General features: G+C 64.1%; 14 protein-coding genes. 12 read left to right on the plus strand and 2 right to left on the minus strand.

All coding sequences use genetic code 11. The annotated features are described in order from the left end of the window. Window positions 1-76 precede the first annotated feature (76 nt). The 12 genes from cysG to IVB28_RS04020 all read left to right on the plus strand — a co-directional run bounded on the left by cysG (window position 77) and on the right by IVB28_RS04020 (window position 11402). Window positions 77-1501, plus strand: coding sequence for a siroheme synthase CysG (cysG, locus tag IVB28_RS03965; protein ID WP_247524744.1), 1425 nt, complete (start codon window positions 77-79; stop codon window positions 1499-1501). Continuing rightward, window positions 1498-1815 carry a DUF2849 domain-containing protein gene (locus IVB28_RS03970; RefSeq protein ID WP_247524745.1) on the plus strand — a complete coding sequence of 106 codons (318 nt, stop codon included), beginning with the start codon at window positions 1498-1500 and terminating at the stop codon, window positions 1813-1815. Before cysG ends, IVB28_RS03970 begins: the two co-directional genes overlap by 4 nt. A gap of 11 nt (window positions 1816-1826) precedes the next feature. Beyond that, on the plus strand, window positions 1827-3482 hold the full coding sequence (locus IVB28_RS03975; RefSeq protein WP_247524746.1) for a nitrite/sulfite reductase: 1656 nt from the start codon (window positions 1827-1829) through the stop codon (window positions 3480-3482). Then, entirely contained in the window at window positions 3469-3984 is a 516-nt protein-coding gene (locus IVB28_RS03980; protein ID WP_247524747.1) for a DUF934 domain-containing protein, read from the plus strand. Before IVB28_RS03975 ends, IVB28_RS03980 begins: the two co-directional genes overlap by 14 nt. Next, window positions 3981-4712, plus strand: coding sequence for a phosphoadenylyl-sulfate reductase (locus IVB28_RS03985; protein ID WP_247524748.1), 732 nt, complete (start codon window positions 3981-3983; stop codon window positions 4710-4712). The genes IVB28_RS03980 and IVB28_RS03985 overlap by 4 nt, the downstream gene beginning before the upstream one ends. 112 nt (window positions 4713-4824) lie before the next feature. Further along, window positions 4825-5838, plus strand: a complete 1014-nt coding sequence (locus IVB28_RS03990; RefSeq protein WP_247524749.1) for a sulfate ABC transporter substrate-binding protein — start codon at window positions 4825-4827, stop codon at window positions 5836-5838. 87 nt (window positions 5839-5925) lie between these two features. Further along, on the plus strand, window positions 5926-6711 hold the full coding sequence (gene cysT / locus IVB28_RS03995; RefSeq protein ID WP_247525335.1) for a sulfate ABC transporter permease subunit CysT: 786 nt from the start codon (window positions 5926-5928) through the stop codon (window positions 6709-6711). A gap of 10 nt (window positions 6712-6721) precedes the next feature. Then, window positions 6722-7633 (plus strand): sulfate ABC transporter permease subunit CysW, encoded by a 912-nt coding sequence (cysW, locus tag IVB28_RS04000; protein ID WP_247524750.1) that lies wholly within the window; start codon window positions 6722-6724, stop codon window positions 7631-7633. Further along, on the plus strand, window positions 7623-8657 hold the full coding sequence (locus IVB28_RS04005) for a sulfate ABC transporter ATP-binding protein (RefSeq protein ID WP_247524751.1): 1035 nt from the start codon (window positions 7623-7625) through the stop codon (window positions 8655-8657). Before cysW ends, IVB28_RS04005 begins: the two co-directional genes overlap by 11 nt. A 198-nt stretch (window positions 8658-8855) precedes the next feature. Then, entirely contained in the window at window positions 8856-9359 is a 504-nt protein-coding gene (locus IVB28_RS04010; RefSeq protein ID WP_247524752.1) for a CAP domain-containing protein, read from the plus strand. Between the two features lie 77 nt (window positions 9360-9436). Then, window positions 9437-10612, plus strand: a complete 1176-nt coding sequence (locus tag IVB28_RS04015) for a patatin-like phospholipase family protein (protein ID WP_247524753.1) — start codon at window positions 9437-9439, stop codon at window positions 10610-10612. Between the two features lies 1 nt (window position 10613). After that, on the plus strand, window positions 10614-11402 hold the full coding sequence (locus IVB28_RS04020; RefSeq protein WP_247524754.1) for a 3-hydroxybutyrate dehydrogenase: 789 nt from the start codon (window positions 10614-10616) through the stop codon (window positions 11400-11402). Window positions 11403-11514: 112 nt separating this feature from the next. On the opposite strand, the gene IVB28_RS04025 is transcribed toward IVB28_RS04020, so the two are convergent. Then, window positions 11515-12339 carry a sulfite exporter TauE/SafE family protein gene (locus tag IVB28_RS04025; RefSeq protein WP_247524755.1) on the minus strand — a complete coding sequence of 275 codons (825 nt, stop codon included), beginning with the start codon at window positions 12337-12339 and terminating at the stop codon, window positions 11515-11517. 197 nt (window positions 12340-12536) lie between these two features. Further along, the gene (locus IVB28_RS04030; protein ID WP_247524756.1) at window positions 12537-13904 is read right to left on the minus strand and encodes an oligosaccharide flippase family protein; all 1368 of its coding nucleotides are present in this window, start codon (window positions 13902-13904) and stop codon (window positions 12537-12539) included. Window positions 13905-14487 lie beyond the last annotated feature (583 nt).

Here is a 14487-nt window from a genome sequence, read left to right on the forward strand (position 1 = left end):
TCTCTTTGCGCGCTCGGAACGACACATATATAGAAAATAATTCCAGTCAACCCCGTATCGGGGAAGCGAGTGTCGTATGCGGTTCTTGCCGGTGTTTCTCGATCTCAAGACCGGTCCGGTGGTCCTCATCGGCACGGGCGAGCTTTTGCGCGCCAAGCTGCGCGTGCTCGCCGCCGCCGGCGCGCGCATCCGCGTGCATGCGATCGACGGCAATCTGGATCTGGGGCTGAGCTCCGAGGACGCAGCCCGTATCGAAATCGTGTCCGTCGATCCGCTCACCGCTGACCTCTCGGGCGTCATCGCCATCGTCTGCGCAGGTGCGGGCGATGTTGGCGTTGCGATGTCCGTTCGCACCAAGGCGCTCGGCCTGCCCGTCAACGTCATGGACGATCTCGAGCATTCGAGCTTCATCTTCCCGGCAATCGTCGATCGCGGCGATGTCGTGGTCGCGGTCGGCACCGGCGGCACTTCTCCGGTGGTGGCGCGGCGCGTGCGCGAGAAGATCGAGGCGCTGCTGCCGGCCCGCATCGGCGAACTCGCCGAGTTCATCGGCGGCTTCCGCAAAGCCATCAACGAGCGCATCGCCGAATTTCCGCTGCGTCGCCGGTTCTGGGAGCGCGTGATCGACGGTCCGATCGGCGCCGCCGTGCTCGCCGGCCGCAGGGCCGAGGCTGACGCCTCGCTCAAGGCGATTGCTGATCCTTCCGAATTCGCACGTGCAGACAAGCCGGAAGGCTCGGTCGCGCTGGTCGGCGCCGGTCCCGGCGACCCCGATCTCCTCACCATCAAGGCGCTACGCGCATTGCAGGACGCCGACATCGTCTTCCATGACGAACTGGTCTCGGGCGAAATTCTCGACCGTATCCGCCGCGACACGACGCGCGTTGCGGTCGGCCGCCGCGTCGGCAAGCCCGGTATCGGCCAGGACGCCATCAACAAACGCATGATCGAGGCCGCGCAATCCGGCCAGCGTGTGGTGCGGCTGAAGGGTGGCGATCCCTTCGTGTTCGGCCGCGGCGGCGAAGAGGTGGAAGCCCTGCGCGCCGCAGGTGTCGCCTATTCGATCATTCCCGGCATCACCGCAGGGCTTGGCGGCGCCGCCGATTTCGAGGTGCCGCTCACTTATCGTCACGAAGCGACCCGCATCACCTTCCTCACCGCGCACAAGGCGCGCGACGCGGAAGTCGTGGACTGGTCGACGCTGACCGACACCAAAATGACCGTCGTGGTCTACATGGGCATGACCGCGGCGCCCGCGATACGCGCCGGCTTGTTTGCGGCCGGCCGTTCGCCGGAGACGCCGGTGGGCGTGTTCGCCCGCGTCACGCGTCCCGACGCGCAAGGTGCCGTCGGCACGCTGCGCGATCTGCCGGAACTGGTGCGGCGGACCCAAGGCGGTCCTGCCATCCTCATTATCGGCGAGGTGGTCCGGCATGCCGGCTCGCTTTACCGCCAATCCCCAAAGCAAATCATCTCTGACCTCCTGGATGCAGCCGAATGACCTCCCCGCTTGAACAGAAGAAGATCAAGATCGCCGGCCCCTCGATCGTGACCGCCAACCGGACCTGGGACGGCATCGTGGTTTATCGTACCGCCGCCAAGAGCTGGTCTGCGGACCTCTCGGAAGCCGCGATCGTGCGCAACTCCGACGAGGCCAAGGCGTTGCTTGCGGAGTCCGTCGCCGATGACGTTGGCGCGATCGGACCCTATATCGCTCCGGTGCAGGTCGGGGCGGACGGCAAGATCGAACCCGGCAATCTGCGCGAACAGATCCGCCGCACCGGCGTCACCATCGGACAGCCGGCCCAGGTTTAAGGCACGCACTTATGTACGCTTACGACGAAATCGACCGCACGCTCGTCAACGAGCGCGTCTCGGAGTTCCGCGACCAGGTGAAGCGGCGCCTCTCCGGCGAGCTCACCGAGGATGAGTTCAAGATCCTGCGCCTGCAGAACGGCGTCTATCTTCAGCTGCACGCCTACATGTTCCGCGTGGCCATCCCGTATGGGACGCTGGCGACCAACCAGTTGCGGGCGCTCGCCCATGTCGCGCGCAAATACGACCGCGGCTACGGCCATTTCACCACGCGGCAGAACATCCAGTTCAACTGGATCAAACTGGCCGAGCTGCCGGACGCGCTCGAAGATCTTGCCAAGGTCGGCATCCATGCGATGCAGACCTCCGGCAACAACATGCGCAACGTCACCTCGGACCAGTGGGCCGGCGTCGCGCCGGGCGAGATCGAGGATCCCCGCATCTGGTCGGAGCTGATCCGCCAGCACACCACGCTGCATCCGGAATTCTCGTTCCTGCCGCGCAAGTTCAAGATCGCGATCACCGCGTCGGACCACGACCGCGCCGCGATCAAGATCCACGACATCGGTCTCAGGCTGATCAAGAACGAGAAGGGCGAGACCGGCTTCGAGGTGCTGGTCGGCGGCGGTCTCGGCCGCACGCCGTTCATCGCCAAGACCATCAAGCACTTCGTGCATGGCCGCGACATCCTCAGCTATATCGAGGCGATCCTGCGCGTCTACAACCAGTACGGCCGGCGCGACAACATCTACAAGGCGCGTATCAAGATCCTGGTGCACGAACTCGGGATCGAGAAGTTCTCCCGCGAGGTCGAGGAGGAGTGGCAGCATATCCGCAACTCCTCGCTCCAGATCGACGACGAGGTGATCGAGGACATTCGCTCGCGCTTCACCTATCCGGCCTACGAAAAGCTCCCGCACATGCCGGACGAGCTGCGGCAAGCCGCGGCCGATCCGGATTTCGAGGCGTGGCGCAAGAACTCGGTGGCGCCGCACAAGGTGCAGGGCTACTCCATCGTCACGATCTCGCTGAAGCCGATCGGTGCGCCTCCGGGCGACGCCACCGCCGAGCAGATGGATGCGCTGGCTGATCTCGCCGATAAATATTCCTTCGGTGAGATCCGCGTCGGCCATGAGCAGAACCTGGCGCTGCCGCATGTCGCCAAGCGCGACCTGCCGGCGCTGTGGAAGGCGCTCGACAAGCTTGGGCTGGCGACGCCGAACGTCAACCTGATCACCGACATCATCGCCTGCCCCGGGCTCGATTATTGCTCGCTGGCGAATGCGCGCTCGATCCCGATCGCGCAGGAGCTGACGCGGCGCTTCGCCAATCACGAGCTGGCGAATTTGATCGGCCGGCTTCACATCAACATCTCCGGCTGCATCAACGCCTGCGGCCATCACCATGTCGGCCATATCGGCATTCTCGGCGTCGAGAAGAACGGCGAGGAGGTCTATCAGATCACCATCGGCGGCCGCGCCGACGAGAACGCCGCGCTGGGGACCCTGATCGGGCCGGGCGTCAAATTCGACGAAGTCGCCGATGTCATCGAAGACGTCGTGGAAGCCTATCTGGCGCTGCGCGAGCGGCCCGAAGAGCTGTTCATGGACACGGTGAAGCGTCTGGGTGTCGAACCGTTCAAGGAGCGCGTCTATGCCACTCGTTAACGGCGGAAAGATCGCCGACGACAGCTTCGTCAAGCTGGCCGTCGACACGCCGCTGCCGGAGGGCGGCGATATCCTGGTGCCGGCCGAGCGGTTCCTCGGCGAGGCGGATGCCCTGGTCAAGCGCGCCGGCAAGCTCGGTGTGATCTGGCCGAACAGTCGCGACATCGCCGAACTTGTGCCCTATCTCGGCAAGATCGCCGTCGTCGCGCTGGTGTTCCCGACTTTCCGTGATGGCCGTGCCTACAGCCAGGCCCGCCTGCTGCGCGAACGCTACAACTACCGCGGCGAATTGCGCGCGACCGGCCAGGTGCTGCGCGACCAGTTCGTGTTCATGCTGCGCGCCGGCTTCGATTCCTTCGACGTCAAGAAGCAGGCGGACGCGGAAGCTTTCATGCACACCGCCAAGCGCTATTCGGTGTTTTATCAGCCGACCGGCGACGGCCGAATCACGGCGCTGCACCGGCGCATGCAGCTGCGTCACTCCGAAGGTGTCGGCACGTGAACGCGATCGCGCCTCAGCTCTCGCCGACATCCGTGTCCGCGTTGCCTTCTGCGGACGAGCTCGATCGCGCCCTGCGCGATGCCTCGCCTGGTGAGATCATCGCTGCGGCGCTGAAGACGGTCGGGCGCGACAAGCTCGCTCTGGTCTCGTCCTTCGGCACGGAATCGGCCACGCTGCTCAAGGTCATGGCGGACGTCGATCCGGCAATCCCCGTGGTCTTCCTCGACACCGGCTGGCTGTTCGAGGAGACGCTCGCCTATCGCGACACGCTGATCGCGACGCTGGGCCTGAAAGACGTCCGTTCAATCAAGCCCGCGGAGGAAACGCTATCGCGCGAGGATCCCGATCGAGACCTCTGGTTCTCCGATCCCGACGCCTGCTGCCGCATCCGCAAGGTGGAGCCCCTGGCGCGTGCGCTCAAGCCGTTCTCGGCTTGGATCAACGGCCGCAAGCGTTTCCAGGGCAATGCACGCGCCGACATTCCGGTCGTCGAGGACGACGGCGCGCGGTTGAAGTTCAACCCGTTCGCCAACGTCTCGCGCGAGGAACTCGAGGCGATCTTCGTCCGCGCCAAATTGCCGCGTCATCCGCTGGTTGCGTCAGGATTCCTGTCGGTTGGGTGTATGCCTTGCACGAGCAGAACGACCGACGGCGAGGATGAGCGCGCGGGTCGCTGGCGCGGCCGGGCCAAGACAGAATGCGGCATCCACACGATGAAGGCTTCGTAGCACAGCCACGCTGCCACGCTGCGAACAAGAAAATCCGGTTCCGTTGACTTAAGCGCGTTTCGCCCCGAGTTATGCCTGCACTTCTTCGCTGACACCGACGTCAGCGAAGTGAATGGAGATGGACATGATGCGCCGTATCGTTCCGCTCGCTGCAGGCCTCGTCTTGACGGGTTTCTTGGCAAGCTCGGCTCTCGCTGCTGATATCAATCTATTGAACGTGTCGTACGATCCGACGCGCGAACTCTACGGCGAGTTCAACAAGGCGTTCGCGAGCGCCTATCAGAAAGAGACTGGCAAGAGCGTCGAGATCAAGCAGTCGCATGGCGGAAGCGGTTCGCAGGCGCGCGCGGTGATCGACGGCTTGCAGGCGGATGTGGTGACCCTCGCGCTCGCCTATGACATCGATGTCATCGCCGGCAAAGGCCTCACCGCGGCGGACTGGCAGAAGCGGTTGCCGCAGAATTCATCGCCCTACACCTCGACGATCGTCTTCCTGGTACGCAAGGGCAATCCCAAGGCCATCAAGGACTGGGACGATCTGATCAAGCCGGGCGTCGCCGTCATCACGCCCAACCCGAAAACGTCGGGTGGTGCGCGCTGGAATTATCTGGCGGCTTGGGGGTTTGCGCAGAAGAAATACGGCTCGGCCGACATGGCCAAGGATTTCATCGGAAAACTCTACCAGCAGGTGCCGGTGCTCGATACCGGCGCGCGCGGCGCGACCGTCACTTTCGTCGAGCGCGGCGTCGGCGATGTGCTGCTGGCCTGGGAGAACGAGGCGTTCCTGGCGCTGAAGGAGTTCGGCGCGAACAAGTTCGAGATCGTGGCGCCGCCGCAATCGATCCTCGCCGAGCCGCCGGTCACCATCGTCGACAAGGTTGCCGATAAAAAAGGCACCCGCAACGCCGCCGATGCCTATCTCCAGTACTGGTACACCAAAGAGGGGCAGGAAATTGCCGCGCGCAATTTCTACCGCCCGCGCGATGCCGAGATCGCCAAGAACTATGAAAATTCCTTCGCCAAGGTCGAACTATTCACCATCGACGACGTTTTTGGTGGTTGGACCAAGGCTCAGAAGGAGCATTTTGCCGACGGCGGTGTCTTTGACCGGATCTACAAGAACTGATCTGGCGCCGTCTTAAGGCTTTTAGCAGGGGGCCTGGTGAGCGCATTCGCAGCACGACGCCGGACGTTGCCGGGCTTCGGTCTCACGATGGGACTGACGCTTTCCTGGCTGTCCGTCATCATCCTGATTCCGCTCGCCGGGCTGTTCCTGAAATCGCTCGAGCTCAGTCCCGAGCAGTTCTGGAATATCCTCACCAGCCGCCGCACCCTCAATGCCTTGCGCGTCTCGTTCGGTCTCGCCTTTGCGGCGGCCTGCGTCAATCTCGTAATGGGCAGCATCATCGTCTGGGCGCTGGTGCGCTACCGCTTCCCGGGCCGCCGCCTGTTCGACGCCATCGTCGATGTGCCGTTCGCGCTGCCGACGGCGGTCGCCGGTGTGGCGCTGACTGCGCTGTTCGCAGAGAAGGGCTGGCTGGGCGCGCCGCTTGCCGCGGCCGGCATCAAGGTCGCGTTCACACCGGTCGGCATCTTCGTCGCCATGATCTTCATCGGCATTCCCTTCGTGGTTCGCACCGTGCAGCCGGTGCTGCAGGATCTCGACCCCGAGATCGAGGAGGCCGCGGGCAGCCTGGGCGCCAGCCGCTGGCAGACCATCATCCGCGTGATCCTGCCCTCGCTCGCACCGGCGCTGCTCACCGGGCTCGCGCTCGCATTCGCCCGCGCGGTTGGTGAATACGGCTCGGTGATCTTCATTGCCGGCAATCTGCCCAACGTGTCCGAGATCGCGCCGCTGCTGATCGTGATCCGCCTGTCCGAGTTCCGCTACGCCGACGCGACCGCCATTGCGGTGGTCATGCTCGTCGTGTCCTTCGTCATCATCTTCGCCGTCAACCGGCTCCAGCGCTGGGCGCAGAGCCGGATCCCGGCGCGCTGAGGAGGATGCCATGACGATGCAGATCGCAGATTCCGTCTCGCTTTCGGCGCCGGACGCCAAGGCCCGCGCACATGCGGCGGCTGCGCGCGACAATCTCCGCACCGAGCCGCGCGCGGTGCGCATCACCATCATTGCGCTGGCGATGATCTTTCTTTCAGTGTTCGTCGTGCTGCCGCTGGTGATTGTGTTCGCCCAGGCGTTCTCGAAGGGGATCCTCGCCTTTTTCGCCGCGCTCGCCGAGCCGGAAGCGCTGGCCGCGATCAAGCTGACGCTGCTGGTTGCGGCGATCTCGGTCGGCCTCAATCTCGTGTTCGGCCTCGTCGCCGCCTGGGCGATTGCGAAATTCGAATTCCAGGGCAAGACCTTCCTGATCACGCTGATCGACCTGCCGTTCTCGGTGAGCCCGGTGATCTCGGGCCTCGTGTTCGTGCTGCTGTTCGGTGCGCAGGGCTATTTCGGCGGCTGGCTTAGGGATCACGACATCCAGATCCTGTTCGCGGTGCCCGGCATCGCGCTCGCCACCACCTTCGTCACCTTCCCCTTCGTGGCGCGTGCCCTGATTCCGCTGATGCAGGAGCAGGGTACGCAGGAGGAGGAGGCCGCGGTCTCGCTCGGCGCCTCGGGCCTGCAGACCTTCTTCCGTGTCACGCTGCCTAACATCAAATGGGGCGTGCTGTATGGCGTCCTGCTCTGCAACGCGCGCGCGATGGGCGAATTCGGCGCGGTCTCCGTGGTCTCCGGCCATATTCGCGGCGAGACCAACACGATGCCGCTGCTGGTCGAGATTCTCTATAACGAATATCAGTTCGTCGCCGCCTTCGCGATTGCCTCGCTGCTGGCGATGCTGGCGCTGATCACACTGATCGCCAAGACCGTTCTTGAACGTCATCTCGACGAAGGACACGACGCAAGTGACCATTGAAGTCAGAAATCTCGTCAAGAAGTTCGGCGGCTTTGCAGCCCTCGACGGCGTCGGCCTCAAGGTCAATGACGGCGAGTTGCTCGCGCTGCTCGGGCCCTCCGGCTCCGGCAAAACCACGCTGCTGCGGATTATCGCGGGCCTCGACTGGCCTGATGCCGGCGAGGTCTCCTTCAACGGTGAGGACGCGCTGGCGCAGGGTGCGCGCGAGCGGCATGTCGGCTTCGTATTCCAGCACTACGCGCTGTTCCGCCACATGACCGTGTTCGAGAACGTCGCCTTCGGCCTGCGCGTGCAGCCGCGCGCGATACGGAAAGACGAGGCGACGATCCGTGTGCGGGTAAAAGAGCTGCTCGATCTCGTCCAGCTCGATTGGCTTTCCGATCGCTATCCGAGCCAGCTCTCCGGCGGCCAGCGCCAGCGCATCGCGCTTGCCCGCGCGTTGGCGATCGAGCCACGCATCCTGCTGCTCGACGAGCCGTTCGGCGCGCTCGACGCCAAGGTGCGCAAGGAGCTGCGCAAATGGCTGCGCTCGCTGCACCACGAGATCAACGTCACCTCGATCTTTGTCACCCACGACCAGGAGGAGGCGCTGGAAGTCGCCAACCGCGTCGTGGTGATGGACAAGGGCAGGATCGAGCAAATCGGCTCGCCTGACGACGTCTATGAGAGGCCGGCAAGCGCGTTCGTCCACGGCTTCATCGGCGAATCCATCGAGCTGCCGGTTCAGGTCGAAGGTGGCGTCGTCAGGCTCGGCGACCAGCCGCTGCGGCTGGCGGCCGACGGGCTTGCGCCTGGCGCGTCAAGACTGTTCGTGCGGCGACATGACATGCTGGTCGGCCCATCCGGCAGCGGCGCCTTCGAGGGCGCCGTGCAGCATGTTCGCAATTTCGGCCCCGTGCAGCGCGCCGAAATTGCGCTGTCGGGCGGCGAGACCATCGAGATCGATGCCCCCCGCGGCCGGGAACTGCGCGCCGGCGATACGATCGGCCTTGAGCCTCGCCGTTACCGGATATTTGCGGGGTAAGGCCCCCCTCATTCGGGGCGCGCGTCAGCGCAAACCCGGAATCCCGAGGTTGTAGCGCGAGATTCTCAGATGCGCGATTGCGCACCATAGCTCGATGCTGCGCATCGCCCCGGAATGACGGCTACGATTTTCCTCAAAATTCACCTTTCAGCCACGGTTGGTATGCAACAACGGCCCTTCCTTTGGGGGCCCCGATTCATGCGCGCTGCGGCCGCAACACTCCTCACTTTGCTTCTCGCAGGCTGCGCCGGCAGCGAGTCGCCAATCCAGCAGCAGCCCTCGATGTATGCCGACATGGCGGTCCCGGGCTCCAAGCTCGATGCGCAGGCGGCCGCGATCATGATCTCGCAATACCGCCAGAACAACGCCCTCGGTACCGTCGTGATCGACCCCGACCTGATGCGGCTTGCCGAATCCCAGTCCCAGGCCATGGCGGCCGCCAACAAGATGGACCATGACGTCCGCGCGCCGCTAGCCAAGCGGCTCGCCACCGGCGGCTATCCCGCAACTGTAGCGGTCGAGAATGTCTCGGCCGGCTATCATACGCTGGCGGAAGCCTTTTCCGGCTGGCGCGACTCGCCGCCCCATCGTGCCAACATGCTCAAGAGCGGTGTCACAAAATTGGGCATCGCAGCGGCCTATGCTCCCGGCACCAAATACAAGGTGTTCTGGACCATGATCCTGGCCTCAACCGAGCGATAAGCCAGACTTGATCCGGCATGCATTGACGCCGTGGCGGAGTGTGGCCACGGTGGCGCGCCATTTGCTATTGTTCCCCCATGACAGATCGTAGCCCGGAGTCCCCCAGCATCCCCGCGAATGCGCAACGCGTCCTGGTCCTGCAGGGCGGCGGCGCGCTTGGCTCCTATCAGGCGGGCGCCCATCAAGCGCTGTGCGGCCACGGCTTCGAGCCGGAATGGGTCGCCGGCATCTCGATCGGCGCGGTCAACGCCGCCATCATCGCCGGCAATGAGGGCCCGACGCGCGTCAAGCGGCTCAAGGAGTTCTGGGAAATGGTCTCCGCGCCCGTGCCGTGGAAACCGATCGGCAAGAGCGACCACAGCCGCGAGCTGTTCAATTCGACCAGTGCCGCGCTGATCGCGACCTTCGGTGTGCCCGGCTTCTTCACGCCGCGCATTCCGCCGGCGCCGCTCTGGCCGCCCGGCAGTCCGCAGGCCGAGAGCTACTACGACACCGCACCGTTGAAGAAGACGCTGGAGCGTCTGGTCGATTTCGACCGCATCAACGACCTGAAGACCCGCCTGTCGGTCGGCGCGGTCGGCGTCACCTCCGGCAACTTCAGATATTTCGATAATTACGAGTTCAAGAAGCTCGGCAAGGCCATCGGTCCCGAGCACATCATGGCCTCCGGCGCGCTGCCGCCCGGCTTTCCGTCCGTTGTGATCGAGGGCGAGCATTATTGGGACGGCGGCATCGCCTCCAACACCCCGCTCGACTATGTGCTCGATGCCGAGACCGATCGCGACATGCTGATCTTCCAGGTCGACCTGTTTTCCGCGCGCGGCGATCTGCCGACATCGCTGCTGGAGGCCGCCGAGCGCGAGAAGGACATCCGCTTTTCCAGCCGCACGCGGATGAACACCGACAAGAACAAGCAGCTGCACAACGCCCGCAGGGCGGTGCGCGACCTGATCGGCAAATTGCCGGATTATCTGAAGAGTGATCCTTCCGTCGAATTCCTCGCGAAGGTGTCGCGCGAAAGCACCGTCACCGTGGTGCATCTGATCTACCGCAGCAAGAACTACGAATCCTCGTCAAAGGATTACGACTTCTCGCACGTCGCCATGGTCGAGCACTGGGAAGCCGGCGTGAACGACGTGCATCTGTCGATGCGCCACAAGGACTGGCTCGAGCGGCCGCAGTCCGGCGAGACCATGGTGACCTACGATCTCACGGGGGACGTCTCCGCGCCCCCGGCAAAAAGGAGCGAATAGAATGGGTAGTCTGTCAGGCAAGAACGCCGTCGTGACCGGGTCCACCAGCGGCATCGGGCTCGCCTATGCGCGTGCGTTCGCCGGCGCCGGCGCCAACGTCGTCATCAACGGCTTCGGCTCGCCGGAGGACATCGAGAAGGAGCGGGCCAAGATCGAACAGGACTTCAAGGTGAAGGCGATCTATTCGCCGGCCGACATGACCAAGCCCGCCGAGATCGCCGGGATGATAGCGCTCGGCGAGAAGACCTTCGGCTCGGTCGACATCCTGGTCAACAATGCCGGCATCCAGTTCGTTTCGCCGATCGAGGAGTTTCCGCTGGAGAAGTGGGACCAGATCATCGCGATCAATCTGTCCTCGGCGTTCCATGGCATCCGTGCCGCCGTGCCCGGCATGAAGAAGAAGGGGTGGGGCCGCATCATCAACACCGCGTCGGCCCATTCGCTGGTCGCTTCGCCGTTCAAATCGGCCTATGTCTCGGCCAAGCACGGCATCGCCGGTCTCACCAAGACCGTGGCCCTGGAAGTTGCGACCCATAAGATCACGTGCAACTGCATCAGCCCCGGCTATGTCTGGACGCCGCTGGTGGAGAGGCAGATTCCCGACACGATGAAGGCGCGCAACCTGACGCGCGAGCAGGTTATCAACGACGTGCTGCTCGATGCGCAGCCAACCAAGGAGTTCGTCACCTCCGAGCAGGTCGCCGCGCTGGCGCTGTTCCTGTGCGGCGATGACGCCGCCCAGATCACCGGCACCAACCTGTCGATCGACGGCGGCTGGACCGCGGGGTAGGGCGCGGTGCCCTAAAGCGCGATGCGATTAGGATGAATTGCCATCGCGCTTTAGGTTGTTGTTTAAGCATGGTCTTTTCGGAAAACCGCTGGGCACTTTTCCGGATCAGGCTTTAATGCCCCCAGGCCAGCGCGGTCACGAACGCCGAGGAGAGGTGCAGCTCGGCAAACAAGATCTTGCCGGCGACCACGAACAGGACGCACGCAAGCGTCAGGCGCAGCACCGTCTCGGGCACGCGCGTGGCGCTGAAGCTGCCGACGATGATGCCGGGCAGCGAGCCCGTCAGCAGCACGCCCATCAAGGCCCAATCCACATCCCCGAGCGCCCAGTGCCCGATCCCGGCGACCAGCGTCAGCGGCACCGCATGGGCGATATCGGAGCCGACGATGGTGGCCATCGGCAGGCGAGGGTAAAGCAGCAGCAGCACGGTCACGCCAACCGCACCGGCACCGACCGAGGAAATCGACACCAACACGCCGAGCACGATGCCGGTGACGACGGTCGCAATCGCGGTGGTGCGCTCGTTGACCCGTTCGAGCCGGCCGCGATAGCGCTCCATGATGGACTTGCGGAAGATCAGCGACGTCGCGGTCAGCAGCAGCGCGAAGCACAGCACCAGATTGATCAGGTTGCGCTCGGAATCGCTTTTGAGGTCGAGCTTCCACAGCACCAGCAGCGTCAGCGCGCTCGCCGGAATGCTGCCGCAGGCGAGCCGCAGCACCGCGGGCCAGTGCACGCTGCGCGACCAGCCATGCACCACGCTGCCGCCGGTCTTGGTGGCGGCGGCATAGAGCAGGTCGGTTCCGACCGCTGTGGAGGGATGAATACCGAACAGCAGGATCAAGAGCGGCGTCATCAACGAGCCGCCGCCCACGCCGGTCATCCCGACAAGCAGGCCGACGCCGAATCCAGAGGCGACGTAGAGTGGATCGAACATATCAGGGGAATCTTAGGTTGATCTCGCCGGCGAGGCAATACGGCGTAGAATAAAGTTCCCCTAGTGCGCAACTGCCTTGGCCGAAGAAGAAAAATTTTCCATCGGGTTAAAAAAGGCGAGGCGTTTTGCCTCGTTCCCTCGCGTGCTCTGATAGAGCCATTCCCCACAAACCAGCGAGCACGTCAGGCGCGCGGCGCCTATTTGCCGAACGGCAGCACGTGCAGTCCGAGCCGCTGCCGTACGATCCAGAACAAGAGCACCGTCTCGAAGGTGAGGGAAATCGAGGTTGCGGCCGCGGCGCCGTGGCCCCCGTAGCGCGGTACCAGCGCGATGCAGAGCAGGAGGTTCATCATGAAGGCCAGTGCATAAGCGAGCGCGCAGATCTTCTGCTGACCGAGCATGTTGAGCAGCCGCTCGACCGGCCCGATCGCAGAGCGCACCACGAGGCCAATCGCGGCGACGAACATGATGTCGTAGCCGATCACGAATTGCGGCCCGAACAGCCAGAGCAGCGGCTTGCCGAGCGCGAGCAGCACGATGGTCGCCGCCAGCGACGGCCAGAACGTCCAGCCGATCGCATGCGCGACATAGGCCGATAGCCGTGCCTTGTCGCCGCTTGCGTTATATTCGGCGAAGCGGTGCGCCGTCGTTGCCGACATCGCGTAGTGGATGAAGGAGACCAGCGCCAGCGTCTTCACGACGGCGAAATAGACGCCGACCTCGTCGGAGGGGCGGAATTGCTGCAGCACCAGTACGTCGGTGTAGGACAGCAGCAGATAGAAGCTCTCCACCAGAAGGATCGGCAGCGAGACGGCGAGCCAGCCGCCGATGTCGTAGGTCTTGGGGCCGGGCACGATGTGATCGGCGAGCTTGCGGTTCAGCACCACCATCTGCCCGGTCATCGCGATCCAGACCGCGCCGGCGCTCGCGGCCATCGCGGCGACCGCGCCGAGATGAAAGCCAAGCAGGAAGGCGATAGCCGTGATGCCGATGATCAGCGCCTGGCGGATAACGAATTGCGGCATCAGGCCAAGCTGCATCCAGTCATGCGAGCGCGCGATGCCGTCCTGGGTGTTGGCAACGACGAAGGCCGGCAGCGTCATGCACCCGATATAGAGCGGCAGCTGCTCGGCCGGGTCAATCCAGGGCGACAGCAGCTTGACGGTGCCGGCAAGGGCGAGCGAGACCAGCGTGGACACCGCAAAGGTCAGCCAGCGGCTGCCGGAGAGAAAGCCGCGCAGCAGCGCCTGCTCGCCGCTGGCGCGGTACTCCGGAATGATCTTTTGCGCGGAGGCCGAGATGCCAAAATCCATCATGCTGCCGAGCAGCAGCACCCAGGTCCAGACATAGACATAGATGCCGTAGTCGGACGTGCCCATCCAGCGCGCGAGCAGGACCTGCGAGAAGTATGCAAGACCCGCGCTGATCACGCGAATGACGAAGATGGTGCCGGCCAGCCGCCGCGTCAGCGAGGCCTCGCTCGGCCCGCCCGTCAGCTTGGTACGCAGCCGCGCGATCAGTCCGGCCGGTTCGGTCGTTGCGGGTTCTGCGTCCATCACGGCCAATTTGAACGGTCCCCGGGGCGCGCGCGCGTGCTGCGGCAGGCCTGGGACTTAGCAACCATTCGTTAAGATTCGGTTGGAACGCCTCTGGCCGCGTCCCGCCAAAGCCGGCGCGGAAATCATTTCGCTCGCCGGGTCGGGCGGCGTTGTCGCTTTATCCAGGGAGTGTCCATCCTCCTTTTTGGAGGGGTGACGTCCTACACCGCTTCGAACTATGCTCGCGGCATAGTGGATCCATTTGGAATATGTGCGGGCTGGTATGCTCGCGTGCCGCGACGGGCGGGAACCAGAACAGCTCGCGGTCTCGGCCAGACGCTTGCGTTGAACGTCATTTCAGACGGAGCGATTGATGTCTCGATTTATGACGTGCGTGACCGTGCTCGCCGCAATGGCCTGCTTCGATCTCTATTCCATGACACCCGCGCGGGCGGATGCGTGGGGATGCTCATACGAGAAGTGCCTGGCCTACTGCACCAAGGTCGGCGGTCAGCGATGCAGCCTGTATTGCACGAAGAAGTTGCAGGAAAAGCAGGCCTCGAAGGTTTGCCCTGCATCCTGATCCTGGCCGGCTCCGCTATTCGGTCCG

It is taken from the genome of Bradyrhizobium sp. 199, assembly GCF_023073355.1.
In the GTDB taxonomy this organism is placed as follows: domain Bacteria; phylum Pseudomonadota; class Alphaproteobacteria; order Rhizobiales; family Xanthobacteraceae; genus Bradyrhizobium.

Excerpts from the sequence above, each read along its gene's own strand:
- cysG (WP_247524744.1), top strand. The coding sequence starts at position 77 with ATGCGGTTCTTGCCGGTGTTTCTCGATCTCAAGACCGGTCCGGTGGTC.
- IVB28_RS03970 (WP_247524745.1), top strand. The coding sequence starts at position 1,498 with ATGACCTCCCCGCTTGAACAGAAGAAGATCAAGATCGCCGGCCCCTCG.
- IVB28_RS03975 (WP_247524746.1), top strand. The coding sequence starts at position 1,827 with ATGTACGCTTACGACGAAATCGACCGCACGCTCGTCAACGAGCGCGTC.
- IVB28_RS03980 (WP_247524747.1), top strand. The coding sequence starts at position 3,469 with ATGCCACTCGTTAACGGCGGAAAGATCGCCGACGACAGCTTCGTCAAG.
- IVB28_RS03990 (WP_247524749.1), top strand. The coding sequence starts at position 4,825 with ATGGAGATGGACATGATGCGCCGTATCGTTCCGCTCGCTGCAGGCCTC.
- cysT (WP_247525335.1), top strand. The coding sequence starts at position 5,926 with ATGGGACTGACGCTTTCCTGGCTGTCCGTCATCATCCTGATTCCGCTC.
- cysW (WP_247524750.1), top strand. The coding sequence starts at position 6,722 with ATGACGATGCAGATCGCAGATTCCGTCTCGCTTTCGGCGCCGGACGCC.
- IVB28_RS04010 (WP_247524752.1), top strand. The coding sequence starts at position 8,856 with ATGCGCGCTGCGGCCGCAACACTCCTCACTTTGCTTCTCGCAGGCTGC.
- IVB28_RS04015 (WP_247524753.1), top strand. The coding sequence starts at position 9,437 with ATGACAGATCGTAGCCCGGAGTCCCCCAGCATCCCCGCGAATGCGCAA.
- IVB28_RS04020 (WP_247524754.1), top strand. The coding sequence starts at position 10,614 with ATGGGTAGTCTGTCAGGCAAGAACGCCGTCGTGACCGGGTCCACCAGC.
- IVB28_RS04025 (WP_247524755.1), bottom strand. The coding sequence starts at position 12,339 with ATGTTCGATCCACTCTACGTCGCCTCTGGATTCGGCGTCGGCCTGCTT.